This window comes from Peribacillus sp. RS7 (assembly GCF_041956845.1).
In the GTDB taxonomy this organism is placed as follows: domain Bacteria; phylum Bacillota; class Bacilli; order Bacillales; family DSM-1321; genus Peribacillus.
In genome coordinates, this window is record NZ_CP168135.1 from 148,803 (window position 1) to 175,113 (window position 26,311).

The window sequence follows — 26,311 nt, forward strand, 5'->3', positions numbered from 1 at the left end:
AACATATAGTGTCGCATTAAATATTTCAACTACTATATATTGTGTTTGTTTTGAATGACTTTTAATTTTGTCAAACGATAAATCAATTAATATAGTTAGCAAAAGGGAGGAAAATGTCGATTTACAATAATTTTTCATCAGATTTCAATTAATTTGGACCTTGCTTTTTCCCCATCCCTTTTAGGACTTATTCCTGCAAGGAATAGCTTATTTGGTAAACAAATCTGAAAAAACTTTTTTATTTTCCACTTTAATTATTCTGCTTCTTCTATCTCATGAAATTCCATTCATCGCTTTCATATTTGCTTTCTGCAATGGCCTTCACTTCCAGCAATTGTTGTTCAGTGAGGACGTATGGTTCTAGATCGATCGATAGTCCTTCGGCAAAACCTTTTTCAAAAGCAACTTTCGCTTCGGGGATGGTAATCTTTCTTCCGGCAATGTCATTCATGGCTACAGCTTTGTTTTTTAAGTTTTTTTGCATTCTCTCTTTAACCCTGTCATTTGAAAATTTAAATACGCTAAAGAGCTTTTCATCATCAAGTTCAAGCAAAATGGCCCCGTGTTGAAGGATGACGCCCTTTTGCCTGGTTTGTGCGCTGCCAGCGACCTTCCTGCCCTCAACGACCAGTTCATACCAGCTTGGAGCATCAAAGCAGACGGAAGACTTGGGCGCTTTTAAAGCCGCTTTTTCCTGCTCGGTTCGAGGCACAGCAAAATAAGCATCCAATCCAAGATTCCTGAACCCCATTAATATTCCTTCAGATATGACACGATATGCTTCAGTAACGGTAGTTGGCATTCCCGGATAGGATTCTGGAACGATTACGCTATAAGTCAATTCATGCTCGTGCAGCACCGCTCGCCCTCCTGTTGGTCTGCGAACAAAACCGAGGCCTTGCCTTTTGACCTCTTCCATATCGATTTCCGCTTCTGCCTTTTGAAAATAACCAATCGACAATGTCGCTGGATCCCAACCATAAAAGCGTATGATTGGCGGAATTTCCCCTTTGCTTTGCCAATTTAAAAGCGCTTCGTCCATCGCCATATTAAAAGCCGGTGAACAATTTCCAGAATCTATAAAACCCCATTTTTCTTTAGTCATCCTAAACCCTCGTTTCAATAGACTGTTTTTCAGTAATTCCGTTATACCCCACAAAAAACTCACATGTAGTAGTTTAACAGACTTTAACACTCTAAAAAAGAAAGTGCTATCAAGTCGATAAAGAATTTGATGAAAATTCTTTTTGATTATTAAGTAAAGCAATTATATAATAAGTATTGTCTGTATTCGTTAAGGTAGAAGGGAGTTTTAATGTTTGGAATTATTATATACACTGCTCATCATCTTGGGAGTGGTTATTGCGTATTCACTTTTTAATTGGTACCGCCAGCGTAAAATCGTTAAAACATTAACACAGGACGAATTTATCGCTAACTACAGAAAAGTGCAGCTGATCGATGTTCGGGAACCGAATGATTTTGATAATGGTCATATCTTAGGCGCAAGAAACATCCCTATGACGCAAATGAAAACTCGCTTGGTCGAAATTAGGCCGGACAAGCCTGTATACTTGTACGCTCAAAGCGAAATCATCAGCGGAAGAGCTGCAGCCATGCTATACAAAAAGGGCTACAAGGAACTTTTTCACCTAAAAGGCGGTTTCAAAATGTGGACCGGGAAAATCAAAGCAAAGAAATAAGACCCCATCTCCGCATGGGCTCTTTTTAATTAAAACGTCTACATGTTCAATGCGGGCTCAATGAAAATGAAAATGAAAGTTAACTCATTGACTTTGATTAGTTCTTTACAAGATACATAAACATGAAAAAACCCCCGCCGGCAGGCAGGGGTTTTTTCATGTAAGCTTTCAGTCTAGGCTTGAAAACGCAGAACCGGTTTTCTTGCAGCAAGAGTTTCATCAAGCCGCTTTATAACGGTCGTATGCGGAGCTTCCTGAACGATTTCCGGAGTTTCCTCCGCTTCCTTGGCAATCTGGATCATTGCATCGATGAATGCATCCAGAGTTTCCTTGGACTCCGTTTCGGTCGGTTCTATCATCATTCCTTCTTCCACATTCAACGGGAAGTAAATGGTTGGAGGATGATACCCGAAATCCAGCAATCTTTTGGCTATGTCGAGAGTCCTGACTCCCAATTTCTTTTGCCGACGTCCGCTTAATACGAATTCGTGCTTACAATGACGATTATATGGTAGGTCAAAATAAGGTTCCAACCTACGCATCATATAATTTGCATTGAGGACCGCATTCTCGGTGACGGCTTTAAGGCCATCAGGACCCATTGAACGAATGTACGTATAAGCCCTCACGTTTATCCCGAAATTCCCATAGTAGGGTTTTACCCTGCCAATGGATTGCGGGCGATCATAATCAAGAACGAATTGCTCATCTTGTTTGACCACAAGCGGTTTAGGCAAGTAAGGAATCAAATCCGACTTTACCCCTACAGGGCCAGAACCCGGACCGCCGCCGCCATGCGGGCCAGTGAATGTTTTATGGAGATTTAAGTGAACCACATCAAAGCCCATGTCACCCGGGCGTGCTTTTGAAAGTACTGCATTCAGATTGGCACCATCATAATAAAGCTTCCCACCGGCATCATGGACAAGTTGTGCCATTTCCAAAATGTTCTCTTCAAACAATCCTAACGTATTGGGGTTCGTCAGCATCAAAGCCGCCGTATCCGGTCCCACAACACGCTTTAAATCCTCAAGGTCGACTAACCCGTTTTCATCGGATTTCACTGTTATCGTTTCAAGTCCGGCCACAGTGGCAGAAGCTGGATTCGTACCGTGTGCAGAATCGGGTACGATCACTTTCGTCCGTTCTGTATCGCCATTAGCTTCGTGAAAAGCGCGAATCATCATCAACCCTGTCCATTCACCGTGTGCACCTGCTGCAGGCTGTAATGTCACTTGATCCATCCCAGTGATTTCCGTTAGATGTTCCTGCAAATCAAATAATAGTCCCAAGGCTCCCTGAACAGTACTCGGATCTTGATATGGATGGATATGGGCGAAACCGTTAAAGCGTGCCACATTTTCATTTATTTTCGGATTATATTTCATCGTGCATGAACCCAGCGGATAAAAACCCGAATCCACTCCATGATTCCGTTTGGAAAGTGCTGTATAGTGACGCATGATATCCAATTCGGACACCTCAGGAAGCTTAGCCTCTTCTTCACGGATGTAGTCGGCAGGAAGAATTTCTTCGAGCGGAGTAGTTGCAACATCCATTTCTGGCAGACTATACCCGATTCGACCGGATGTACTGATTTCAAAAATGAGTGATTGATCTTGATTATTCATGTTGATCCCCCAATTCCTGCGCAAGTGCATCAATTTCTTCTTTTGTTCTAAGTTCCGTTACCGCGACCAGCATATGGTCTTCCAGCTCAGGATAAACCTTTCCTAAATCAAAGCCGCCGATCATCCCTTTTTCAAATAAGTTTTTATTGATTTCTGAAAACGAAGCAGGCAGTTTAATGACAAATTCATTAAACGAAGGACCGTCGAACATTACTTTTATCCCTTTTGCCTCAATAGCTTTTTTCGCATAATGCGCTTTTTGAATATTTTGCACGGCCATTTCTTTGACCCCCTTTTTCCCAAGAGCGGTCATTGCAACAGAAGCTGCCAAGGCGTTCAACGCTTGATTGGAACAAATGTTGGATGTGGCCTTATCACGGCGAATGTGCTGCTCACGAGCTTGAAGCGTCAGCACAAAACCCCTTTTTCCATTTTCATCCACTGTTTGACCGACGAGTCTGCCCGGAACTTTCCGTACAAGTTTATTCGTAACGGCAAAATATCCACAATGAGGTCCGCCGAATGCTGCTGGAATGCCGAATGGCTGAGCATCCCCCGTTACGATATCTGCACCGAGGGCACCAGGGGATGTCAAGGCTCCCAGTGCAAGCGGATTACTGGAAACGATAAACATGGACTTGACGCCATGAATGATTTCTTCCATTTCTTTCAATGGCTCGATGCGGCCAAAAAAGTTCGGATATTGCACAATCACTCCTGCAATATCATCATTCACCAACTCCCTTAAGGCCGCCATATCCGTCACACCGTCTTTATAAGGAATTTCGATCACTTCCACGCGTTGTCCTTTCGCATAGGTCTTTACGACTTCTCTTGATTCAGGATGAACCGTCCCTGAAATGAGAATCTTCTTGCGTCGTGTGTGACCTGAAGCAAGCATGGCTGCTTCAGCTAGCGCTGTCCCGCCGTCATACATGGAGGAGTTAGCCACATCCATACCCGTCAATTCACAAATCATCGTTTGATATTCAAAGATGGCCTGAAGCTCGCCCTGTGAAATTTCAGGCTGATAGGGTGTATAAGCCGTATAAAACTCAGAACGGGAAAGAACATGATCGACGATGACCGGTGCATAATGGTCATAGACACCCGCACCAAGGAAGGAAGCATAGTTTTTAAGATCCGCATTCTTGGAAGCAAGCCTTGATAATTCTTTCATTAAGGCAGGTTCCGATTTAGCGGGCTTGATATCGTATTCGCCTTGAAAACGAACACTTTCAGGGATATCATTGAAAAGTTCTTCAACAGTAGGTACACCTATCACTTCAAGCATTTCTTGTTTATCTTGCTCTGTCATGGGTAAATAACGATGTTTCATCTAATGACCATTCCCCTCTATTTACGTGGTTTTTTATAAAAAGGTGTTTGTATGATAACGGCTTTCAAACGTTTGGATCGGATTTCCACTTCGACTTCCGCATCCAGCACCGAAAATTCCTTATCGATAAGTGCCAATCCTACGTTTTTCTTCAACGTTGGTGATTGGGTACCAGTCGTGACCTCGCCAATGACTTTGTCCCCGCTGTAGACCTTATACCCATGACGTGGAATACCACGGTCAATCATTTCAATTCCCATAAGCTTGCGGGGAGCCCCTTTCTCCTTTTGTTCAGCAAGAACGGCTTTCCCGAAAAAATCTGCTTCCTTATCCACTTTTACCGCAAAACCGATCCCGGCTTCTATTGGGGTGATGTCCGCTGAAAGTTCCTGCCCATACAGTGGCAGTTTCGCTTCAAAACGCAGGGTATCACGAGCACCTAAACCAATCGGCTGAATCCCTTCTTCCTTGCCGGCATCCAGAATCGCCTTCCAAAGGGCAGGACCGTTTTCACTGTCGCTATATATCTCAAAACCATCTTCACCAGTATATCCGGTACGGGATACCATCGTGGAGATACCATTTATCATGACATTTTCCTTGAACTTGAAAAATCCGATTTCACTTAAGGCAGTATTTTCTGATAGTTTTTGTAATATCTTCTCTGCAGATGGCCCTTGAAGTGCTAGCTGTGTATAGTGACTCGATACATTCGTGATTTGGACATCTTCCGGTAGATTAGCTTGCAGCCAATCGAAATCTTTATCTGTATTCGCTGCATTGACCACGAGCAGATAGTCGTCTTCAGCCCTCTTATAAACGATGAGATCATCAACCGTCCCGCCGTTTTCATAGCACATAGCCGTATATTGGGCACCGCCCTGTTGCAGCTTTGATATATCATTAGTCAGCATCTTCTGTAAAAAGGAAAGGCTCGCAGGACCCTTAACATCAACTTCCCCCATATGGGAAACATCGAATAACCCCGCTTTTGTACGTACGGCTTCATGTTCGTCCTTTATACCCGAAAATTGGACAGGAAGTTCCCAGCCGCCAAAATCGATCGTTTTACCGCCGCATTCACGATAAACTTCAAATAGTGGTGTTCTTTTTAAATTGGTCAAAAAATGACCCCCCTCAGATTTTTTAATTTAAATGGCTTCATTATCAAAGCTTCTTGTCATTACGCATCAGATATCCTGATTCATGATGTGAAAAAAGCACAAAAAAGGACAGAGAAAGCCCGTTTGAGCTTTTTCTCTGTCCTGAAACCTGAAAGTTTACCTATATAATAGGTTTTCCCCTTTGGTGGCCGTCCCAAAATGGGCGGCGCTCTCCAGAGTTGCGTCCAATAAGAGTTCTTTTGCCTGAGAGATTCACTGCTAAGTTTGCTCCTTCGGCGCTACATCCGTAGTCTCTCCCCTTATCTTCACCCGCATATAAATGGTCTACCAATGAAAGTAAGCGAATAAGCCCCAAGCATTAGTAAAACCTTTGAGCATCATGGAATGCATTCTCTGCCAACTCTCCTAAAACTTCAGGAACCGTTTGAATGATCTCCTTCAGTATCTTGGATAAAATAGGAGCCTGTAGCGCATACTAAGAAAACGCGAACTGCAAAACCGAAATACAAAGATTCTTTATAGCGTTTGGAAATTAGAATTTTCTAAATATACTTATATCCTACCCTAAGAAACTTATCTCTGCAATATCTTTTGAAGAGAAATATTTTTCTTACTTCACATATGAAATGTTCGGGTTTTGACCTTTTATTAAGGAAATTATGATTTAAGAGGGAGTTATTTCTATGAAAATCAATATATCCTTCAATTCTGAATGGAATGACGAGTTTCTGCAAAAGATGGAAAATGACGGTCCATGGGGAAATTGGGAGCTTTATAAGTTAGCGGTTCAAATGGAGGAAAATCTCATCATCCCTGATTTTGAGGGTTTACAGGCGCCCAAGCACCTTCCGCAGTTAACCCCGCTTCCCCACCAATTGGAAGCAGCAAAGCAAGTGGTGGAAAAGATGAATGGAAAGGCCATTTTAGCTGATGAGGTAGGGCTCGGAAAAACAATTGAAGCCGGCTTGATCCTAAAAGAATATATGATTAGAGGCCTTGTAAAAAAAGTATTGATCCTTGTACCGGCTTCACTTGTAACACAATGGGCTTTTGAATTGAATACCAAGTTTCATATTCCGGCAGTCGTTCAGAGAAAAAGTTATGTTTGGGACTCCTGTGATGTGGTCATTTCATCCATTGATACAGCGAAACGCGCTCCACATCGTGATATCATTTTCAATCAGGAATATGACTTCATCATTATTGACGAAGCTCATAAACTTAAAAATAATAAGACGAAGAACTATGAATTCGTCCAAAATCTGAAAAAGAAATTTTGTTTACTCCTGACAGCTACTCCCATTCAAAATAAAGTCGAGGAAATTTTCCACCTCGTTTCGTTATTGAAACCAGGCCACTTGGGAAATGCCACACTCTTTTCGGAAAAATATAAAGGGAAAGGCCGGAACATAATTGAAGATGAACACCTTAAGGAACTGGTCAACACTGTTATGATACGAAACCGGCGGGCCGATACTGGTATTGAATGGACAAAAAGGCATGTGGAAACCATCACCATTGAATTTTCTCCAACCGAGCAGGCATTGTACGATGCCGTTTCCAAATTCAAGCCTATTTCGGATGGAACAAAAGGAAGCGCCTTTTCAGCTCTCACTCTCCAAAGGGAAGCCTGCAGCAGCAGGGAGGCAGTCTTTTATACTTTAAAAAATATGAAAGCAAAATACGACCAGCCTTCCCCTGACTTTTTGGCAAAGCTTGATGATTTATTTTCTAAAGTAAACGAAACGGTTCAGAACTCCAAAGCTGAAAAAGCTTTGGAACTGATCAAGAAAATTGATGACAAAGTGATTATCTTTACCGAATACCGAGCGACCCAGCTTTATCTGCAATGGTACCTGCAACAGAATGGGATTTCTTCAGTCCCTTTCCGAGGCGGATTTAAGCGTGGAAAGAAAGACTGGATGCGCGAATTATTCCAAAAGAAAATACAGGTATTAATCGCAACCGAAGCGGGCGGGGAAGGGATAAACCTTCAGTTTTGCCATCACTTGATTAATTTTGACCTGCCATGGAACCCCATGAGACTCGAGCAAAGAATTGGGCGGATTCACCGGCTTGGTCAGGAAGAAGATGTCATGATTTATAACTTTTCCACGAAAAATACAGTTGAAGAACATATTCTGAAGTTACTATACGAAAAAATCAATTTATTTGAAAAAGTAATTGGTGAACTGGATGATATTCTAACCAAACTGGATATTAACAACATTGAAGAATACTTAATCGATGTAGTCGGCGAGTCCAAAACAGAGGGCGAAATGAAAATCAAGATGGATAATTTTTCATCGTTAATTCAATTCGCTCAATCCATGAAGGAAGGTGAGGTTCATGCAGCAACGGGAAATTCATGATTTTTTATTAACTTACTTTAAAGCCAATGATTGTGAAATACTGGATAATACACCAACCCACCTTACCGTTCAACTGACGATTGAAATGGATAAAGAATTAATGAACAGACCCTTTTATTGGCACTATCTAGAAAAAACGGGTGGCATTCCGAACCCAGCCCAGATGACTTTCATTACCGACCCAGAACACGCTCCACCCGATTTAAAGGGAGAAATGATTCATTTTGGCTCCCCTCGCCTTCATCAAATTATTCAATCAACAAAAAATCTGGCAGGGTATACTAGACTTTTTGAGGATACTCCTCCATCAAAAGGCGGGAATAATCCATTGTTTCCTTGGCTAACCCTTAATGTGAAAATATCCTATCAATGCGATCGTAAAAAAGATACCTTTATGTCCATCGGATTGAATTTAATCTCAGGCGAGATCATGGAAAGCTTTCACCATCGGGTTTTACCGGTTAAGGTCACCCCAAAAATACCGGATTATTCCTTTACGCTTTCACCGCTCATCATGCCCAAGAGTGGATTGGCCAGACTGGATACATACATCAGAACCAGTTTCGAGGATGATGACCATTCTTGGGCGGAAGAAGCAATGCTTCGCTGGCAGAATGACTTGAATTTATTGGAGCATTTTTACAAGGATATGGACGAAAAAAGTGAGAGCTATTTTACCGAAAAAGAAGCCTTAAAAGCACAATATGAACCGAACATCCGAATATCCATCATCAATGGAGGTTTATTTTACCTTTCAGATAGGGCGTTGGGATAGGATCCTTAATAAAAAAACAGATGTCCTAATTTAAGGACATCTGTTCTATTTCTTGATATTTTTCCTTAAGAACATCGACAAAGCAAAAGGGACAATGCCAAACCAATGGGACATACCATGGTTTTTATCCTCTTTTCTATGACGTCGCTTTTCTTTTCGTTCTTTTTTGGTCAGATTAAAATATTCGACAAGCTGTTGCGTCAGATATTTAATATAAGCGTTTGTAGACATATAAAAATCACCCTAAACAAAGTATGCCCGGTTTACGCTTGTTTTATTCCTTCACTTGTTCCCTAAACACGCGAATCTATCGCTTGAACATGATTGAACCTTTATAAAAGACTGTGTATTTTACGTATTACACAGCCTGCTTTTCTATCCATTGTATCACTCGCCCCGCTTCTGTATCGTATTGAATGATGACCCTACCCCTTCGGTCATTTTTAGTCGATGATGAAAATTCTATATAGACGTAAGGACCGTCTTCCTCCGTTAAGGAATATCGCACCGTACCATTGGGGTAGAAAATTTCCCCCTGGATGATTTCCGGGACCTCTTCCCCCCACTCTGACGTCACATCCTTAACGGCAAGGTGGACAAGATGATCGGCCACAAGCGATTCTTCCACTTCTTTATAAAACATTTTATCGATGATAAATTGATCGATCATTAATATCGTGAACATGATGAAAACACTCGCTACAATCATGATCATCGGGAAAACGACTCCTTTTTGATTATTCATCGACTTTCGTCACATGTCTTAAGAAAGGATGAAATCTTCGACTGAAAGTAGTCCCTGCTTTATCCGTTATATTTAGAACAATGACACTTCCATCCTTCTCAACCTGGAATTCCGAAATGTTCTGCAAGATGACCTCATGCCCCTTACCATTCACTCTCCTTCGGACCTTATCTTCATATTGTTCAATGGATGATAATTGTTCACCTGAAAGCAAATATAATTTATTTCCCATTACATCCTGAACTTTGGAACTCCGGACCTCCTGCTTCATTTGCATGGTAAAGACCTCCCACTCTTTAGGATGCAATTTATCAATGGATCTCATCTGGGTGTGAATGATTGAAAAAAGCTGTAGGACAAAAAGGGACGTCGTCATTAAGATCATTAAAGAAAAAAGCAACTCTATCATCGTAAAACCATCATCTTTTCGCAGCATCACAAATGGTTTCAAATTTACCCGATTCATTTTCATAACGTACACACCCTTCAATCATCCCCGGGAAATCCCCATGATCCTTCCAAATCAATTCATAGGATCTTTTTTTGTTGATGATTTCCTGTCCAATTGCTTGTATCTCCCCATCCATGAAAGACGTCAATCTTTCATATAATAAATGGTGGGCTTCTGTCCTGATGACGATATCTTTCCGATGCGTGATTAACTCGTCAATAATCGGTAAAATGGAAAGGATCAAGAAAATACAAACGGAAAATGCGGCCATTAGCTCAAGGTAGACGTAACCTTTACAATTTCTCAATCCTGAACCTCCCTTTACCTATATTGAGGACCAATTTATACTGTCCTTTTGAAGTGTCAATGATCATCGTTCCTGCTTTTGATGCATTCCCAAACTGATTAAAATGAAAGCTGAACCCTAATGTGCCATTTAAAAACTGTATATCCTTTGGTATGCTTCTCTCTAGAACGATTCCCTCCTTATAAGACAAAATGGTATAAACCTTTTTGTTATTATCAATCTGGAGGTAAATCAGGCTCTCATGACTGATGGCATACTGCTGTGCATGGAAAAGATCTTCATGGAACCGGGAAATGAATAGCCTATTTTCCATTCCTTTAGTGAAGCTTGGATATAAATTTGGACTGATGGAAATCAGGAGTACAAAAATAACGAGGACTATAAGGGTTTCAGACAGGGTATACCCGCCATTGGAGCGCCGTGCATTCACTTTTCTCCTACTCACCGACCGTTATCTTTCCTTTGCTATCCAAACTAATATCATCCCCATTAGGACAGGATGTCTGTTTGAGATAGCCTTGGCTTTCCAATTCATTGATACTTACGGGCAGTTTAGCATTGTCGATCTCATATGCCTGAACCTGTGCTTGAGCCATCTTCACGAATGCTTCACACCCTTTAGACTGGATTGTCGATTGGTTCTTCGTGATATTGGGTATTGTAATAATCAAAAGAATGGATATTACAAGTAAAACAATGAGCATCTCAATTAGTGTAAAACCTCGTTCATTCATCACTTTCTTCATCATATCATCCTGCTCCTGAAACCATCTGAATACCAGATGGATTAGATGGTTTCAGAGCAATTTCACCTCCAGAATGCAAAAATCAAATTCTATATACCTTCGAGCAGAGAGAACATCGGCAGCAAAACCGCTAAATAAATGGACACGATCACAATACCTATCAGTAAAAACATAAGGGGCTGAATGATTTTCAAGACTGCATTCATTCTCTCTTCAATTTTCTCCAGTAAAAAACGACTGTAATGAAGTAGCTCCGCATCAAGTCTGCCATATCTTTGACCATTTGCAACGACCACCGGTAAATTCCCATCAAAATAGGGGAGTTCACGAAAGATCATTTCAAGCGATCTGCCCTCGATAAGGTCATCCTTAATGATCGAGCATAGTTTTTGGTAAAAAGGCTGCTGCTGATTTATAGAGAATAATTTGATGCTGTCGTTAATCGATAACCCTCCGGAAAGTAAGCCACTGAATTGGCTTGCAAAAAAATAAGTTTCGTATAACTTGATGAAGGTTCCTAATATCGGAATTCCCATCAAAATCCTCCGCTGCCGTAATGGGCATAATCCGTTAAACCAAAATCGTTTGAGTACAAACAAGAATAGGAGCGATACGAGAAAAATGAAGGGGAGAGCCGGAAGAATGAATGTAGAAGCTGACAGTAATTTCAAGATTGTATTCTGTTCAACATCCATCGTGAAATAGATGGTCTGGAATTTAGGAAGGAGAACACTCTGAAGAATGTAAAAAACGATGCTTACAAAAAAGATTAAGAATACGGGATACACCATTAACTTTTTTACTTTATCCATATCCTCCGTTCTTTTCTTCCAATATCGCCCTCCCTCTTTCAATGCCCGATCCAGGTCGCCGTATTGCTCTCCATAAAATATATAACTTACAAGCTGAGGATGAAAATTAAGATGGGTTAGCACTTGATGCAACGGGTAACCGTTCCTTAATTCCTTTATGGCCAGAGTGAAGTCTTCCGCTTTATTCTTTGATTCCTGAAATTCGAGAAAATGTAAAGCTTCCGCCAAGGGATAACCATGATGTAATAATTCACCTAGCTTCGAAATAAAGACCGCCTGTTCTTTTAACTTCCATTTAGTTTTTAGCTTCATGGTATACAAGCCGTTCATATTCCTGCGAATCCACATAGCCCATCGCAACAGCTTTTCCTATTTCATCCTTCAATAGGCGGTAGCTGGCCGTTGCCTTTCCTTTTTCATCCCCCATCATCCGGAGAACCTCGGCCAGGCTTTTTCCATAAAGCAATTCATACACACTTGCCCTTTTATTCCTGGCAGTCATTTGGCAAGCAAAAGCACAGTCCCCATTACATGGAAGACACCTCAATTCAACCAGCCGCTGTGCTGTCACGCCAATCAAACTCTGTTCAATCTCAAGCAAGCTGACACCAAATTCAAGTAACCTGGAGATAGCACCCTGTGCATCCCTTGTATGCATGGTTGTAAGTATCAAATGGCCGGTTAGAGCTGCACGCACTGCGATTTTGGCCGTTTCGGCATCCCTGACTTCCCCTACCATGATCACGTCGGGATCATGCCTTAGCACAGCTTTAAGTCCGACAGAATAAGTAATGCCCGCCTTTTCATTGATTTGGACTTGCAGTACCTTTTCAGATACATTTTCAATGGGATCTTCAAGCGTTATGATATTTCGATTGATCATCTCATGATCATGATGAAGCAGGGAATATAGTGTCGTGGTTTTCCCACTGCCGGTCGGACCGGTAAAAATGAGCATGCCATGGGAATGCTTCAAAAGTGCAATCAATTTTTGAACGGTGTTTGGAAATAAGGATAACTGTTCTAGAGGAAGGATATTCTGTTGGGGTATTAAGCGGATGACCAAACTTTCGAGATAGGAAGTGGGTAGAGTGGAAAGGCGGAGTCCAACCACTTGGTTAGCCAAATTGATGGTGATGGCACCACTCTGGGGTCTCCTTTTCTCCCCTATGTCCATTGCGGCAAGGAACTTCAAATGGGCTATCAGCCTTTCAGCTTCAAAGAATGATAATGTTTCCTGGGGAACGAGTTTATTATCTATCCTGAATTGGATGAGAGGCCCCTCCCTGCGAAAAAAAATGTGGATATCCGATGCTGATAACTTTATGGCACGGGTAAGTATTTTTTCTGCGGTCTTTTCAATCGATATCAATTCATTCATCACCTCCTATGTTTCTTGTTGTATGAATTCGACAATCCACGACAAATTCCTGCTTATGAATAAAAAAAATCCCCGAAAGGAAACTTCGAGAATCGACTTACATGCTCATTTTCAAATTAATCCTTTGTGATACCAAATTTCTTAATGCGTCCTCATTATGACCAATCACCAGTTTTTCCCCGTTGATAAGGATGGGCCTTCTTAATAACTTCGGTTCTTTTGTTAATAATTGGATGACATCAGAAAGCATCATTTCGTCAATATTAATATGTAAGCCTTTGTAAGCTTCACTTCTGGTTGCCAAGACTTCATCAAGTCCTTCCGTTGTCAATTCAAGAATTCTTTTTAACTCTGCTACTGTTGGAGTTTCCCTGAATAAATGTCGCTCATCGAAGGAAACATGATTGGCCTTTAACCATTTTTTTGTTTTTCGGCAAGATGTACAACTTGGGTACGAAAAGAATGTTAACTGTTGCATACTTATCACTCCCCGTTCACATTTTGTATATATAATCACCCATATAATGATTGTATAACATTTGCACAATTATTGTATAATATTTTACCTTATAAAACCGTTTAAATTGTGAACTTTTTTTAAACTAAGGGGAGTTTGCCATTTCTATTATTCCATTTTTTTCTTCCTGCATTATAATGAACATAGTTAAACTATGGAACATGAGGAGGGTAAAATGGAACAAACGTTAAGAATAACAAACGTGTTAGCAGATCCCACCAGATATTATATATATCAACATATAGTGAAAAGCCATGGAGATGTATCGGTTCAGCAAATCGCCGATTCTTTTAAAATCCATCCCAATGTGGCCCGTCTACATTTATCAAAACTGGAAGATATCGATATGTTGACCTCTGATGCCCGTAAAACTGGGAAAGGCGGTCGCCCTAGCAGACTTTATCGATTGTCTGATAAAGTCATTCAGCTTAATTTTCCATATAGGAACTATCAGCTCCTTTCAAGGATTGCAATCCAGACGATTATGACATTAGGTGAACCAGGTAGACAGGCTCTTTATGAAACGGGAAAAGTATTCGGAGAGGAATTGATCAATCAGCAACTATCCATGAACTCAACACCGATCGATCAAATCGCTTTTGCGGAAAAAGTCAACATGCTTAAAAATGCGGCTAACATTGCAGGCTTGTCGCCTGAAATACAAGCTAGCGAAGAAGAAAATAAAATCTACTTCAGTATCTACAATTGCCCGTTTAAGGAAGTTACTGAATTAGAGCCAGGTACGATCTGTTCCATGCACAATTCATTTTTAAAAGGTATGTTCGAAGCCTTGTTTGAAAATGTCCATATTGTGGAATTAGAAAATATGATGTCTAATTGCGCAACATGCTCTTATCAGGCTTCGGTTCTCACATAGAAACAAAAGGCATCCTTTACATTACCTTACAATCTCATTTATAATTATTTAGAATGTACACGACTAGACATAAGGAGGGATTCGGATGGAACGCATGTTCAGAGTATGTGGATTTTGGACAGGAATTATGGCAATATTCTTTTATCTTGGCCATATGCATCAAACGTCATTACTTTTCTTTGCACAAACCGGCTTTTTCGTACTTTTAAGTTATTTGAAATTATCTGAGCGCATGTATATTTATGTTTTCGGCGCCTATCTCACCGTTTTCTTTGTAGGATTTTCCTACTGGAGCGTATTTATGATGACTCCAGGTACTGCGCATTAGGAACAAGCAATATTACATAACCCATGAATTTTGATTCATGGGTTTTTACTTGTCCTCATTCAGGGAGGATCTTTGCATCTTCAGCTAAATTCTTCGATTGAAGCAACACTCTGAAATGTTCACTAAATCCCCCTGGAACGATTAGCCCCCGAATTGCACGATTACGCTTTGCCGTTTTGGAGAATGGATCAGTTCCTTGGTGGTCCTTCAATTCCTCAAGTATCCCGGTTTTAATCAGAAATTCATTTTGAAGAAAAAGCCCCTGATTGGAAAAACCCTTTCTTTTTCCGATTTCGATTAAAGTGTCAAAATGGATATGTGTCGTCAAATCCATATCACCAGGATACATAAGTGGATCTTTGATCATTTCATGCTGATAATAGCCCCTCAAGCTCCCTTGAAGGTGGGTTGGCTCCTTCCATTCCCGTTCGGTATAACCATAATCAATTGTAAGGAGCATGCCCGAATCGATATGGGAAATGATATTCTCATATTCCTGGACCATTTTAAGCGGAACTTCGTATCGTTGTTTTTCATTTAATGTGATGTTTCGTTCTGTAAGGTAAGATAGAATGCCAGGGTTGACCAAAGGTTCCCTCACTTCTACCAAATCGCCTTCCTTTTCAGCAACGAATACCTCTACAAGCGCTCCCTTATACTTTTCAATGACATGTACAGGCAACGCGTCGAATAGTTCATTTGAAAAGACGATTCCATTTACTTTCGTCCATTTTTCTAAACTGGCAACAGAAACTGCCTGTTTGAACATCCCTACACGTTCTTGCTGGATCTTTCTGTGATACGGACTGCCATCGACCAGGATATAAGTCAGGGAGTCCCATAAAAGCGGTTCCATATCTTTTATGAAAACGAGGATGTCATAAGCCAGCTTACCATCCCCAGCACCGACTTCGATGATTCTTGGTGAAACTCCGCACATTTTTATTAAATAGACGAACCATCTGGCAAGTGACCTCCCAAATGCATCCCCTACATTACCAGACGTATAAAAATCCCCTCTTGAGCCAATCTTTTCTTTTTCGCGCACATAGTAGCCTATATTTGGTGTATATAAAACAGCATCCATATAGTCATGATAGGAAATTCTCCTTTGGGGGCTGCTTGCAATCAATTCCTTCAAGTGATTTTTCAACACAATGCCTCCGTCTCCATGGTCATCGGAAAATTAAACCTTCCCTTATCTTTAATAAAAATAAGTTCTATGTCATGAATAAGTTTTTTTATCGACAACATGCAAAAAACTATATTTTAAAGTTCACAAAATGTTCATTTTTTAGGACACAGTTCATAAAAACCTTGATAACTTTAATCGAAAAAAAGGAATGTTCTCCCTAAAACCAACATTAAAATAAGCATTTTATTTCAGAGCAGGAATCAGGAAAGTCATCCACTCCCAGGAAGACCCGTAAATTTCTTGGGCCTCCCTTTTCATCCCCTCAATTCCCCGATCAAGTGAGAGACAAAACATTTTTATATTCAGTATAGTTCCGGAGATGACCAATTTCAATATTTTTACATTACAAAGAACGTAAAATAAAACAGGTGCCATATGGCACCTGCAATAGTCATTATCTTAAAAAGGGATTGGTATTCTTTTCATCTAAAATGGTCGTGACTGGCCCATGACCTGGAAAAACGATAGCATCATCAGAAAGTGTCAGCAGCTTCGTTTCAATGCTTTTTAACAGCACTGCTTCGCTTCCGCCTATTAAATCGGTTCTGCCAACGCTTCCCTGGAACAAGACATCCCCTGAAAATAGAAGACGTTCCTCCTTCACATAATACGACACGCTCCCTGGTGAGTGTCCGGGGGTTTCGAATACTTCGAAAGTGAATCCTCCTATAGTAAGTTCTTGCTCATTTGCGAGGATGTGATCGGCTGGCTTCATGCGCATTGGATTTTCAGGGAACCACTTTTGGGAACCATTCAATGCGGGATCAAGTAGCCACTTGGCCTCTTTTTCGTGAATATATGCAGGTATCTCATAATAATCGCGAATAGCATCAAGAGCACCGATATGGTCAAAATGTGCATGTGTCAATAAAATCGCCAATGGCTTCAATTTTTTTGTCTGTATGTACTGTATGATTTTTTGAGGCTCTTCACCGGGATCGAAAATGACGCAATCGTGTCCATCGGAAACTACATAACAATTCGTTTGCAGCGGGCCTAGAGGTATTTGTGTCCATTTCATTTTCATCAACTCCTATATGATTTTCTATCTTCATCTTACACCAATTAAAGCTGCTAATGTTAATTCAGTTTACTCAAGTCATACAAGTGTCACCTTTTAAACCTCGACAAATAATTGAAAAAATATTAAGATATTAACAAATGCAATCTTTTCTACATATTTTTGGTAGTTGCTTTATTCTCTGGGTATATTATTAGAGATTAGGTATTCATTACAAAAAAGGGGGTTTTGATATGATATTAATGGTTGTTTTCGGACTTGTGGCCATCTTAGGAGTTGCAGCTGTGTTTACCTCATTAAAAAAGAGAAACTTCTTAGGATTCCTTTTTGCAGCCGGCAGTGCAGTCGTGTTTGGCTGGTTCACTGTCATGACTGTCATCAACAGTGGTTTTCCTGTTGCCCATTAAAGAAAAAAGCTCGCCATCCGGCGAGCTTTTGTTTTAGGTCATTATGTTTGTTTGAACAATCTTTGTATTTGATGGGTTTTCATATCAATGATTTTCTCAAATTGATATCCATATAAGCAGAGGTTGCCATCAAGCGAACAGCTTAATGGTTCATTTTCCATGTCCTTCATCAATTCTTCTTGTGTGCCTTTTTCCCAATTTAATTTAGTTAAGGTAAACCTTCCCTCATATTGGTCCGCATCTTTTGATTCATTAGGAATAAACGTTATGAATTCCTTGTTTTTTTCAATGAAATCATAGGATGGAATCACCCAATCTGAAAAGCTTTTCAATAGTGGCACGGAAAAAGAGTGGATCGGTTTGTTTGTTCGATCATAAAATGCATATGTACCCCGATCTTGTTTTTCTGTCTCCACTTGAATCGTCATCAGCGCTTGTTTCATTTTTTTAAAGTGAATGACATCGAGCATAAGGCTTTCCGCTCCAGCATCATTCAGCGCTTTTCTTTCTAAGGGAGCCGTCAAAGCAGGTTCTTGCTTATCCCAATCGAGAAACATCAATTCTTTTTCACTTGCCCATTGAGCAAAGGGCTGTGGAAAGTCCAGTGTTTCCAGTGTTTGATCACCTGGATTCAACACATAACTACTGTATGTCCAATCTTCATAAAAACTCGATAAAAACAACATGCCATCTTGATATGAATTCCACTCATAAGCTAATTCATAGGCTGGGATCGCCACGGAATACAGTGGATTTCCCGTTTTATCGAGTATTGTGATTGATGCTTTACCCGAAGAGGTGAAGGACGATAACAAAATATGCGTACCAGACGGACTGATGGAAACTTCAGAAAACGCAAAAGCCGGCTGATAGAAAACGGAAGTGTCATTCGTTTCCAAATTCCATGACATCAACTGGGATAATTCATGACCATCCCGCTTCACAGAATATAAAATGGTTTTAGAATCCAGCCATCCAAAAATGGCTTCGATTTTTTCCGTTTCTGCAGTCGGGACCTTTAATTTGCTTACTGAAGTTTCCTTGGTAGATTGGGAGTGTTCTTTTTCCGTATCATTTACGGGTTTACTAAGGTCCTTGGAAGGCTCACAAGCCGAGATAAGAAGGATAGTGGAGATAAATAATGGGATGAAACACAACATCTTACAAATGGAAAGCCGCATACAAAGTGCTGCTTTGGATACTTTAATCTCCACACACCTCCCACTTCATAACTAAAAACGCCTGGCATATGTGAGCGAGACATTAGAAAGAGAGTAAGGATTAACCAATCGAACCCTTACGACTTTCATTATAAAGTAAAAAAGAGAAAATGTGGCGAATAATTACCTTATATTTTTTTGGAAGTATATTCCCCGGATTAATGGCATCACATATACAAGCCAGCCATCAAAATCTTAACGGAATCTTCATATATACCAGGCAAATGGGATAGGGGAAGTGGATTGATGCCCTTTCCCAGCTCAATTGTGAATCCGCAACGTTTGAATTCCTGAATGAACCAATCTTTATACCCAGCATGGCTGTCAACATATTGTACAGCCCGATATCCGCTCCGTTTCTCAAACTCCCTCGCAACATTCGCAGCCTGTTCAGGTTCATGTCCTTCATATCCCCAATAAAATTCTTTTCCTTGTGTGTGAAGTGCTAACACTCTTTCAAAATTCCGTCTTTTTGCCAGCTCCTTCATGGCCAATGCTTCTGGTTCCGATAATGCGGTCTCGCCTGGAAAATCCCTCGGGGCAGGGGCTTTTGGAATCTTTCTTTGCTTTTCAATCTCCCAATTGGCCGGATATTGATTATTCAGGTCGACACCGCGGATATTGGCTTTCCAAGCATAAAAGGCAGGATTTCCATTATTCATTTTCAAAACATCGACTTTCCCCTCTGCCGCCTCCTCCCCCTTTAGGACTAGCTCTACTCCATCCGGATTAACCATTGGAACCATCGAAATCGTCGTATCCCTATAGAAGGGCATACAATCCATACCGCATAATGTACGATCATTCGTTACTGCCAGCAGAAAATCATTCAGCCACTTCATCAAGACCGCCGAAGTGATCCATTCATTTGCATGGAATGAACCGTTATAATGTATGATTTTTTCACCTTGACCGATTCTTACCTCAAGGAGGTCTTTTCCCAATACACTCTTCCCGATCGATTCAACTTTAATAAAGGGGTAATGAAAAGATAGAATATCAAGATCGTTAAGAAGTGATTGATAATCATAGGGTTTTTCGGTGACAAGCATGGGATTCATAATTTGGACGGGTACGGAAATCGTTTTTTGTTCAACTTGATTCAATAATAATATCCCATCGATGGGCAGGTGATATAGTAAAGCGATTTCGGCAAAATCGATATCTAATCGGGACTCTTCCTGAACAATGTACCCCGGTATCTGTACTTCCATGCCATTTGGCAAAACCCCGTCAGTAATACTGGGATTTGCATCCTCAATCAAAACTCGGGGAATTTGGAACATTTGGCTGTAATATGCCAAATTATCCCCGTTTCTGCTCACTACTTTCATTCAGCCTCCGCCCCTTTCATTGTTTAATCTTTATGAAACGAAAGGCAGAAAGATGTTCAGGAAGTCTCCGTGTTTCATAATTGATTCTAAGTTCTCCTTTTATGGACCTGAATCTCCTTACAAAAACAAAAAAACCTGGATTGCTCCAGGTTTCTTTTTTCAACGTCGCTCATAAAATCGGAGCAAATCCCCGTATATGATTTTGTCGGAGTAATCAAGCTCCTGCTTCGCCTTTTCCAAGTACTTCTCACATGGATCCTTTTCCGTCGCCGCTCCGGTCTTTTTATCATAACAGGTATCCATCGTATAGAGATAATCCTTCGTGATGAAACTGCTATCGCGAAGAACAGTGAATTCTATTTTCTCTTCAGAAAATAGATCTTTGCCGAATTCGATATAATCATCATTTTCAATCCCCAATAAATGAAGGAGAGTCGGCCTTACATCAATCTGACCGGAAACGGTGGAAACCGTTTTACCCTTCTGCCCGGGAACATGTATGATGAGCGGGACACGCTGAAGCTGGATGGATTCGAAAGGCGTGATTTCCTTCCCAAGGAACTGGCTCATGGCAGAGTTGTGATTTTCCGAAATGCCATAATGATCGCCATATAATACAATAATGGAATCCTCATATAATCCCTCACGTTTCAAATCACCGATAAATCGTTCCAATGCTTCGTCAGTATAGCGTACGGTCGGAAAATACTGATTCAATGTTTTGGAACTCGAATCGTAAGGTTCCAATGTCCGGTCTTCTTCATTCAAAGTGAATGGGAAATGATTGGTTAACGTTATGAACTTGGCATAAAAAGGCTCCGGCATCCCCTTCAAGTGGGCAATTGATTGCCGGAAGAACGATTTATCATTCAAACCCCAATTGACGGAATTCTTTTCAGAGACTTTATATTCATCACTATCATAAAACTGCTGATACCCAAGAGAGTCGTACATTATGTCACGATTCCAAAAACTTTTATTATTGGCATGCAAGGAAGCCGTATAGTAACCTTTTTCCGTTAAGATTTCAGGGGTGGCTCTGTATTCATTTTGGGCATGAGTGAAAAATACTGCACCTCTGCCTAAAGGATAGAGGGAATTCTCAATAATGAATTCTGAATCGGATGTTTTCCCCTGGCCAGTTTGGTGATAAAAGTTATTGAAATAATAGCTATCTTTGATGAATTCGTTCAGAAAAGGAGTGATTTCTTCACCGTTCACAGTTTTATTGATGACAAAGCTTTGAGTCGATTCCAATGAAACAAGAATCACATTTTTGCCTTTTGCCAGACCATATAGATCATCATTAACCGCTTTTTGATTGGCACGGACATAATTTTCAATTTCCGACAATTCACTGCCATCCGCAAGGGCACGTTGGGCCGATGATTTCGTCTGTAATATTGCATCATAGAGGTGATAATGGTACGTACCAATATTCTTGACGAGGATTTCACGGTCAAACGTTCGCGTCAGGAGTTCAGGACGCTCAGCTTCCGCTAAAGCTAAATTAAAGAAGGTCACTCCTAAAGCCATTAACACAAAGAATTTACGGTCCTGAGGATTGTATGAACGGTCATGGAATGATTTCGGTTTGTATTTCACCAGAAGCATCAGGAACAGAATATCGGCAAAATACAAAAGGTCACTTGGATTGATCAATTCATGTACACTGCTTCCAAGGTCGTTCATATTGCTCGTTTGAAAAAGTACGGGAATGGTTAAAAAGTCATTAAAAAAGCGAAAAAACACAAGGTTGGCAAAGAGGACGAAGGTGATGAAAAAACTCATGATCAGTAAGTATGCCGTCCGTTTATTTTCTTTTAAAAATATATACACGCCAAGAGTAAGTAAAAGGAAACTGACCGGATTGATGAAAAGTATGAACTCCTGGATCCAATTTTCAATATCTATCTCAAAACTTGTTTTATAAGCAATGTATGTTTTAAGCCAAAGTGATATTAATACGACCCAAAACAATGAATGTCCCTGTTTTTTGAAGACCCTTTTCAATCCTGGTCCCTCCTCATCGAAGAAGCGATGGAGCTATGATCCAGAGCGCTTCAATCTTGGGTCATAGTTCTCCCCGCTATGCAAAATGCATCCACCCCTTCAAATAGGGAACTTTTTGAAAATTCGATAATTTACACACCCCAGCTTGCCAAAGGGCACAAGAACGGATCAACCATTCAATTGGCTTTTAATGAGCCAGGCTGCACCAATTACCCCTGCATCATTGCCTAGTGTTGCCAGGCTGATTTTCGTTGATTTACTAACCCGTTTAAAGGCATACTTTCCAAAGGCAGATCGGACAGGATCGAGCAAAATGTCTCCCGCTTGTGAAACGCCCCCACCAATGACGATTTTATCCGGATTCATGACATTCCCAACATGTGATAGTGCTAGCCCCAAGTAATTGCCTACCTTATCCACCACTGCTTTGGACAAAGGATCGCCTGCTGCAGCGCATTGGAATAACAATTTGGAAGTAACCACATTTCCCTCGTCGACTTTCTGCTGAAGCATTGACTTTTCATCGGCAGTATTCAAGGCCTCTAAAGCCATACGAACGATGCCCGTAGCTGAAGCAACCGTTTCCAAACAACCTGTCTTGCCGCAATTGCATGGTGCCCCGCCGTCCGTTACGACCGTTATATGCCCCACTTCACCAGCAGCTCCACTAGTACCATGGACGATTTGCCCATTATGGATGATCCCTCCGCCTACACCCGTTCCCAGAGTTATACAAACGAGGTCTTTGGCACCATTACCGGCACCTTTCCACATTTCTCCCAAAGCTGCCATATTGGCATCATTATCGATCACCGCAGGGAGAGATGTCTCCACCTCCAATAAATCTTTTAATGGATAGTCTTTCCAACCTAGATTGACAGCTTCATATATGGAACCGTTAACAAATTTCACAGGGCCGGGGGCACCCATTCCTATCCCTACTATCTTACTCTTCGGTTCATTAAGTTCCACGAGCTTCGCATCAATCGCTTTGGCTATGTTAATCGTAATGAATCTGCCCTTTTCGGAGATATCCGTGCTGATTTCCCATTTATGAATAATCTCTCCGTATGAATTGATCAGAGCCAGTTTGGTAGTTGTACCGCCTAAATCTACACCCATCAGCCACTTTTCCATCATTCTCACCTTTTTTATCAATTTTTTTTCTGTTTTTCCCTTTCAAGAGACAATTGCTGCCTAATTAAAAGGATCGCCATTTGATAATCTTTCGTATCCATCATCTGCATACGGTGGATTTCCCTGATTTCAGCTTCCATCAGTTCAAGCTCGGCTAATCGATCACCAATGTAAATAAATGTGCCGAATCTTTTCAGGTATTGTTGAAGATCATAATATGTTTTCATAATAAGCCTCTTTACTCTTTTCTATAGGAAAGTATATCGAATCAGCCTCATTGTAACAAGCGTCGATTTCCACTTTTGATAATTTTCCCCATCCTCCACATACATGTCCAACTCTATTCATATGATGAAATATCAAGAATGTGAACGCCTAATATGGACTCTTTCGATTTGATTTGAAAATTTGAAACTGCTTAATATTTTTTAAACCATTCATCATGCGTAAAAACGGAGGGGAAAAATGAAACTACAATTGAAGTATACCGTCTTTTTAGTCTTAACCACCATTTTTGTCATCCTTTATTTTTCAAATAATGAACAGACAGAGGAAACCATCATTTTTTTTCCCATCGATTCCTCGCTCCATTTTGAACATGCTTCCACCCACCTGACACCGAAGGGTACCGGGAATTCCACCTATACAATCACTTGGAAGGTGAGTTCTGCGTTGGACCAGCCTGCTTACTTACGTCAGGATGTATCGCTCTTATACAAAAATGGAAAATTGGCAGGAGCGTTAAAAAATTGGCGGCAAAATAAACAAGAACTCTCTCAAAAAGCGAAATCTAAAGAAACCGAGAGTGGGCGTTATGAAGCGGTAACTTTTCATTATGCCGAGGTTCATCCGAGCGACACAATTTTCACCAGTGCCCAGCAGCTGAGTAAAGAAAAACTTTATACAGTAACTACACCAACTTTTCAATACTTCCACCGTCCCCTTTCAGTGGAACAGATTCAGTGGAAAAAAACGCTGGACGGCTTTACCGATCAAACGGTTCGAAATGGTTTGGAGAAAGCCGGTCAAGCATTTCAAGTTAATCTGGATCAGTACAAAATCATCTCATTGACAGACCTGCCCTCAAAAAAAAACCAATGGCTTTCTGCCTTCCCCCAATTCAAACGGGATGAAATTGTGGGAAAGCTGTGGGAAGGGCTTTATAAAAATTATGTGTTAGGAATAAAAAAGGAGGATGGATCCCCTGTGAGTCCACAAGGCAGCACCATCCCCCAATTGCTCATGGCTAAGAATCAAAGTGAAATACTTGTCTTGTTTACACTGAAAGACGGTACCCCAATCATGCTACGTCAAAAGTTATAGCCGTTTTGCAATTTCTGGCAGCAGTTTAGTATATGACTTATTATCCGGGGCAAGCTCAATAGCCTTTTCAGCTTGCTCCTTAGCTTGATCGAATGATTCGAGATTCATGTAGACTAAGGCAAGATTGTAATGGGCTTCATGCAAATCCGGATTGCTTTCAACCGCCTTTTCATAATAATCCCTCGCTTTATATATATCCTTTTTCTCAAAAGATAAATTCCCTAGCATAAAAAGCGATAGTGGTGCATCAGGGTTTGCATCCACATATTTGAATAACATCTCTTCCGCTTTATCTTCTTCTTCATCATCAATATACTTTTGGGCAAGCATGGCCATGGTATTATCATCCATAGCTGCACTGTCCTGATGGTTGAAACCAAATTGAAGCAAGCCATAGGTCAGTATTGCCGTCCCTATCAGAAAAGCCAGCTGCCGAAAGATATTCTTGGATTTTGGCAGCTGGACCACTCCAGCAGCCAAGAACCCTCCGATCAAACCTCCGATATGCCCTGCATTGTCAATTCCCGAAACGGTGAAACCATATATTAAGTTAATGATGATCAACACGATCACCGATGAACCCATCGAGCGCATGAATAATTTCGGATAGACGATGCCAAAGTACAGAAGTGCCCCAAAACAGCCAAAAATGGCCCCGCTCGCCCCTGCCGAAAGATTCGGGGTCATGATGAAGCTGCCTAGAGTTCCAGCGAAACCAGCGAATATATAGATGAAAAGGAACCTGGCATTACCGTAAATCCTTTCCACTTCAGCACCGATCAAATACAATGAAAATGTATTCATCAGTAAATGAATAAACCCAATATGGACAATCATTGGTGTAAAGAACCGCCACCATTCCCCTTGTATGATATAAGGAGAAAATTTAGCGCCAAACTCAATCAAGGTCTTGGAATTGGTGCTGCCTCCATTGAACTCCATCAAGATGAACACAGCTATTTGTATCGCCATGAATATATATGTAAAGAATGGCTTATTGGCATTTTGAAATACCTTCTGCTCAGCCTTAGCCTTTTTGACCGACTCCGAGATTGCGTCTTTCTTTACTGCGAGAATCTTTTCCTCATCTATTTCATCTTCTTCAAGAACTTGAATTGAAAGTGGTTTTTTCAATACATGCTCAAGGTTTTGTAACGAATCATGAAATGATTCACAAGTTAGAATAAACGTGTTAACATTCGTTTTTTTAAAGGAAGCCACCTGTAAACTAAAGTCATGATCATCGACCGGGGCAAATTTACTAACATAGATACTTAATATGTCTATGGGCTTTTTGTATAATTTCCTTCTGATCCTTTCCCCATTCTGCAATGTTCGGTCGATATCACGCTTGAGCCAATTAGCCCAATCCAAATCATGTCGAATGAGTCTGATGACTGGAAACTCCTTATTCTTATCGCTCTCAAGCCAAATCTCCTGATGGTTTTCCGTGACAGTGATCATTCGATAATCATAATGGGCCGACAACTCCCTAATGGTTTCCCAAAACAAATAATCCTCTTTAAATCCCAATGCCTTCCCCACTTTCCAAT

The 26,311-nt window shown here is 40.8% G+C and carries 28 protein-coding genes and 1 riboswitch; of the genes, 7 read left to right on the forward strand and 21 right to left on the reverse strand.

Features of this window, described 5'->3' with window-relative positions:
* Positions 1 to 268: 268 nt before the first annotated feature.
* The gene (locus ACDZ29_RS00830; protein WP_289325714.1) at positions 269 to 1,105 is read right to left on the reverse strand and encodes a biotin/lipoate A/B protein ligase family protein; all 837 of its coding nucleotides are present in this window, start codon (positions 1,103 to 1,105) and stop codon (positions 269 to 271) included.
* A 214-nt stretch (positions 1,106 to 1,319) separates the two neighbouring features.
* On the opposite strand from ACDZ29_RS00830, the gene ACDZ29_RS00835 reads away from it, so the two are divergent.
* A complete protein-coding gene (locus ACDZ29_RS00835; protein ID WP_289315689.1) occupies positions 1,320 to 1,703 on the forward strand; it encodes a rhodanese-like domain-containing protein in 384 nt (127 codons plus the stop codon).
* A gap of 173 nt (positions 1,704 to 1,876) precedes the next feature.
* Here ACDZ29_RS00835 and gcvPB read toward each other — a convergent pair whose 3' ends face one another.
* The 3 genes from gcvPB to gcvT are packed head-to-tail and all read right to left on the reverse strand — an operon-like array spanning position 1,877 to position 5,797.
* Positions 1,877 to 3,334 carry an aminomethyl-transferring glycine dehydrogenase subunit GcvPB gene (gene gcvPB / locus ACDZ29_RS00840; RefSeq protein WP_289325715.1) on the reverse strand — a complete coding sequence of 486 codons (1,458 nt, stop codon included), beginning with the start codon at positions 3,332 to 3,334 and terminating at the stop codon, positions 1,877 to 1,879.
* Positions 3,327 to 4,673, reverse strand: a complete 1,347-nt coding sequence (gcvPA, locus tag ACDZ29_RS00845) for an aminomethyl-transferring glycine dehydrogenase subunit GcvPA (protein ID WP_289325716.1) — start codon at positions 4,671 to 4,673, stop codon at positions 3,327 to 3,329. The genes gcvPB and gcvPA overlap by 8 nt, the downstream gene beginning before the upstream one ends.
* 17 nt (positions 4,674 to 4,690) lie before the next feature.
* Positions 4,691 to 5,797 carry a glycine cleavage system aminomethyltransferase GcvT gene (gcvT, locus tag ACDZ29_RS00850; protein ID WP_375089512.1) on the reverse strand — a complete coding sequence of 369 codons (1,107 nt, stop codon included), beginning with the start codon at positions 5,795 to 5,797 and terminating at the stop codon, positions 4,691 to 4,693.
* 221 nt (positions 5,798 to 6,018) lie between these two features.
* A riboswitch (glycine riboswitch) is annotated at positions 6,019 to 6,106 on the reverse strand.
* A gap of 374 nt (positions 6,107 to 6,480) precedes the next feature.
* Between gcvT and ACDZ29_RS00855 the strand changes: the two genes are divergently transcribed.
* Complete coding sequence (locus ACDZ29_RS00855) at positions 6,481 to 8,169, forward strand: DEAD/DEAH box helicase (RefSeq protein ID WP_289325718.1); 1,689 nt, start codon at positions 6,481 to 6,483, stop codon at positions 8,167 to 8,169.
* Positions 8,147 to 8,944, forward strand: coding sequence for a YqhG family protein (locus ACDZ29_RS00860; RefSeq protein WP_289325719.1), 798 nt, complete (start codon positions 8,147 to 8,149; stop codon positions 8,942 to 8,944). The genes ACDZ29_RS00855 and ACDZ29_RS00860 overlap by 23 nt, the downstream gene beginning before the upstream one ends.
* Positions 8,945 to 8,989: 45 nt before the next feature.
* On the opposite strand, the gene ACDZ29_RS00865 is transcribed toward ACDZ29_RS00860, so the two are convergent.
* From ACDZ29_RS00865 to ACDZ29_RS00905, 9 genes are all read right to left on the reverse strand, one after another.
* A complete protein-coding gene (locus tag ACDZ29_RS00865) occupies positions 8,990 to 9,175 on the reverse strand; it encodes a YqzE family protein (protein ID WP_289315683.1) in 186 nt (61 codons plus the stop codon).
* A gap of 127 nt (positions 9,176 to 9,302) precedes the next feature.
* Entirely contained in the window at positions 9,303 to 9,689 is a 387-nt protein-coding gene (gene comGG / locus ACDZ29_RS00870) for a competence type IV pilus minor pilin ComGG (RefSeq protein ID WP_375089514.1), read from the reverse strand.
* Complete coding sequence (gene comGF / locus ACDZ29_RS00875) at positions 9,682 to 10,161, reverse strand: competence type IV pilus minor pilin ComGF (protein ID WP_289334753.1); 480 nt, start codon at positions 10,159 to 10,161, stop codon at positions 9,682 to 9,684. Before comGF ends, comGG begins: the two co-directional genes overlap by 8 nt.
* Positions 10,109 to 10,447, reverse strand: a complete 339-nt coding sequence (locus ACDZ29_RS00880) for a hypothetical protein (RefSeq protein ID WP_375089516.1) — start codon at positions 10,445 to 10,447, stop codon at positions 10,109 to 10,111. The genes comGF and ACDZ29_RS00880 overlap by 53 nt, the downstream gene beginning before the upstream one ends.
* The gene (comGD, locus tag ACDZ29_RS00885; protein ID WP_289315679.1) at positions 10,434 to 10,892 is read right to left on the reverse strand and encodes a competence type IV pilus minor pilin ComGD; all 459 of its coding nucleotides are present in this window, start codon (positions 10,890 to 10,892) and stop codon (positions 10,434 to 10,436) included. Before comGD ends, ACDZ29_RS00880 begins: the two co-directional genes overlap by 14 nt.
* The gene (gene comGC, locus ACDZ29_RS00890) at positions 10,885 to 11,193 is read right to left on the reverse strand and encodes a competence type IV pilus major pilin ComGC (RefSeq protein WP_375091078.1); all 309 of its coding nucleotides are present in this window, start codon (positions 11,191 to 11,193) and stop codon (positions 10,885 to 10,887) included. Before comGC ends, comGD begins: the two co-directional genes overlap by 8 nt.
* Before the next feature lie 89 nt (positions 11,194 to 11,282).
* Positions 11,283 to 12,335, reverse strand: a complete 1,053-nt coding sequence (gene comGB / locus ACDZ29_RS00895) for a competence type IV pilus assembly protein ComGB (RefSeq protein WP_289334751.1) — start codon at positions 12,333 to 12,335, stop codon at positions 11,283 to 11,285.
* Positions 12,301 to 13,377: a competence type IV pilus ATPase ComGA gene (comGA, locus tag ACDZ29_RS00900; protein WP_375091079.1), complete on the reverse strand. Its 1,077-nt coding sequence runs from the start codon at positions 13,375 to 13,377 to the stop codon at positions 12,301 to 12,303. Before comGA ends, comGB begins: the two co-directional genes overlap by 35 nt.
* Positions 13,378 to 13,483: 106 nt before the next feature.
* Positions 13,484 to 13,864: a Spx/MgsR family RNA polymerase-binding regulatory protein gene (locus ACDZ29_RS00905; RefSeq protein WP_370015789.1), complete on the reverse strand. Its 381-nt coding sequence runs from the start codon at positions 13,862 to 13,864 to the stop codon at positions 13,484 to 13,486.
* A 214-nt stretch (positions 13,865 to 14,078) separates the two neighbouring features.
* Here ACDZ29_RS00905 and ACDZ29_RS00910 point away from each other — a divergent pair, with 214 nt between their 5' ends.
* Positions 14,079 to 14,780 (forward strand): helix-turn-helix transcriptional regulator, encoded by a 702-nt coding sequence (locus tag ACDZ29_RS00910; protein WP_375089518.1) that lies wholly within the window; start codon positions 14,079 to 14,081, stop codon positions 14,778 to 14,780.
* Positions 14,781 to 14,865: 85 nt separating this feature from the next.
* Complete coding sequence (locus ACDZ29_RS00915; protein ID WP_289315675.1) at positions 14,866 to 15,108, forward strand: DUF2626 domain-containing protein; 243 nt, start codon at positions 14,866 to 14,868, stop codon at positions 15,106 to 15,108.
* Positions 15,109 to 15,163: 55 nt separating this feature from the next.
* Here the strand turns inward: ACDZ29_RS00915 and ACDZ29_RS00920 are convergent, their stop codons facing one another.
* Both ACDZ29_RS00920 and ACDZ29_RS00925 read right to left on the reverse strand, forming a co-directional pair.
* Entirely contained in the window at positions 15,164 to 16,261 is a 1,098-nt protein-coding gene (locus ACDZ29_RS00920; RefSeq protein WP_375089519.1) for a class I SAM-dependent methyltransferase, read from the reverse strand.
* Positions 16,262 to 16,697: 436 nt separating this feature from the next.
* On the reverse strand, positions 16,698 to 17,324 hold the full coding sequence (locus ACDZ29_RS00925) for an MBL fold metallo-hydrolase (RefSeq protein WP_375089520.1): 627 nt from the start codon (positions 17,322 to 17,324) through the stop codon (positions 16,698 to 16,700).
* 233 nt (positions 17,325 to 17,557) lie between these two features.
* Here ACDZ29_RS00925 and ACDZ29_RS00930 point away from each other — a divergent pair, with 233 nt between their 5' ends.
* Entirely contained in the window at positions 17,558 to 17,731 is a 174-nt protein-coding gene (locus ACDZ29_RS00930; RefSeq protein WP_289315672.1) for a DUF2759 domain-containing protein, read from the forward strand.
* A 41-nt stretch (positions 17,732 to 17,772) separates the two neighbouring features.
* Here the strand turns inward: ACDZ29_RS00930 and ACDZ29_RS00935 are convergent, their stop codons facing one another.
* The 5 genes from ACDZ29_RS00935 to ACDZ29_RS00955 form a co-directional block, all read right to left on the reverse strand.
* Positions 17,773 to 18,945 (reverse strand): hypothetical protein, encoded by a 1,173-nt coding sequence (locus tag ACDZ29_RS00935; protein ID WP_289325755.1) that lies wholly within the window; start codon positions 18,943 to 18,945, stop codon positions 17,773 to 17,775.
* A 173-nt stretch (positions 18,946 to 19,118) separates the two neighbouring features.
* Entirely contained in the window at positions 19,119 to 20,285 is a 1,167-nt protein-coding gene (locus ACDZ29_RS00940) for a M14 family metallocarboxypeptidase (protein ID WP_375089523.1), read from the reverse strand.
* A gap of 159 nt (positions 20,286 to 20,444) precedes the next feature.
* The gene (locus tag ACDZ29_RS00945; protein ID WP_375089525.1) at positions 20,445 to 22,298 is read right to left on the reverse strand and encodes an LTA synthase family protein; all 1,854 of its coding nucleotides are present in this window, start codon (positions 22,296 to 22,298) and stop codon (positions 20,445 to 20,447) included.
* A gap of 168 nt (positions 22,299 to 22,466) precedes the next feature.
* Complete coding sequence (locus ACDZ29_RS00950; RefSeq protein ID WP_375091080.1) at positions 22,467 to 23,438, reverse strand: ROK family glucokinase; 972 nt, start codon at positions 23,436 to 23,438, stop codon at positions 22,467 to 22,469.
* A 14-nt stretch (positions 23,439 to 23,452) separates the two neighbouring features.
* Positions 23,453 to 23,662, reverse strand: a complete 210-nt coding sequence (locus ACDZ29_RS00955; RefSeq protein ID WP_076365307.1) for a YqgQ family protein — start codon at positions 23,660 to 23,662, stop codon at positions 23,453 to 23,455.
* 238 nt (positions 23,663 to 23,900) lie between these two features.
* Here ACDZ29_RS00955 and ACDZ29_RS00960 point away from each other — a divergent pair, with 238 nt between their 5' ends.
* Positions 23,901 to 24,758, forward strand: a complete 858-nt coding sequence (locus tag ACDZ29_RS00960; protein ID WP_375089526.1) for a hypothetical protein — start codon at positions 23,901 to 23,903, stop codon at positions 24,756 to 24,758.
* On the opposite strand, the gene ACDZ29_RS00965 is transcribed toward ACDZ29_RS00960, so the two are convergent.
* On the reverse strand, positions 24,753 to 26,291 hold the full coding sequence (locus tag ACDZ29_RS00965) for a rhomboid family intramembrane serine protease (RefSeq protein ID WP_375089528.1): 1,539 nt from the start codon (positions 26,289 to 26,291) through the stop codon (positions 24,753 to 24,755). The genes ACDZ29_RS00960 and ACDZ29_RS00965 overlap by 6 nt on opposite strands.
* Between the last annotated feature and the right edge of the window lie 20 nt (positions 26,292 to 26,311).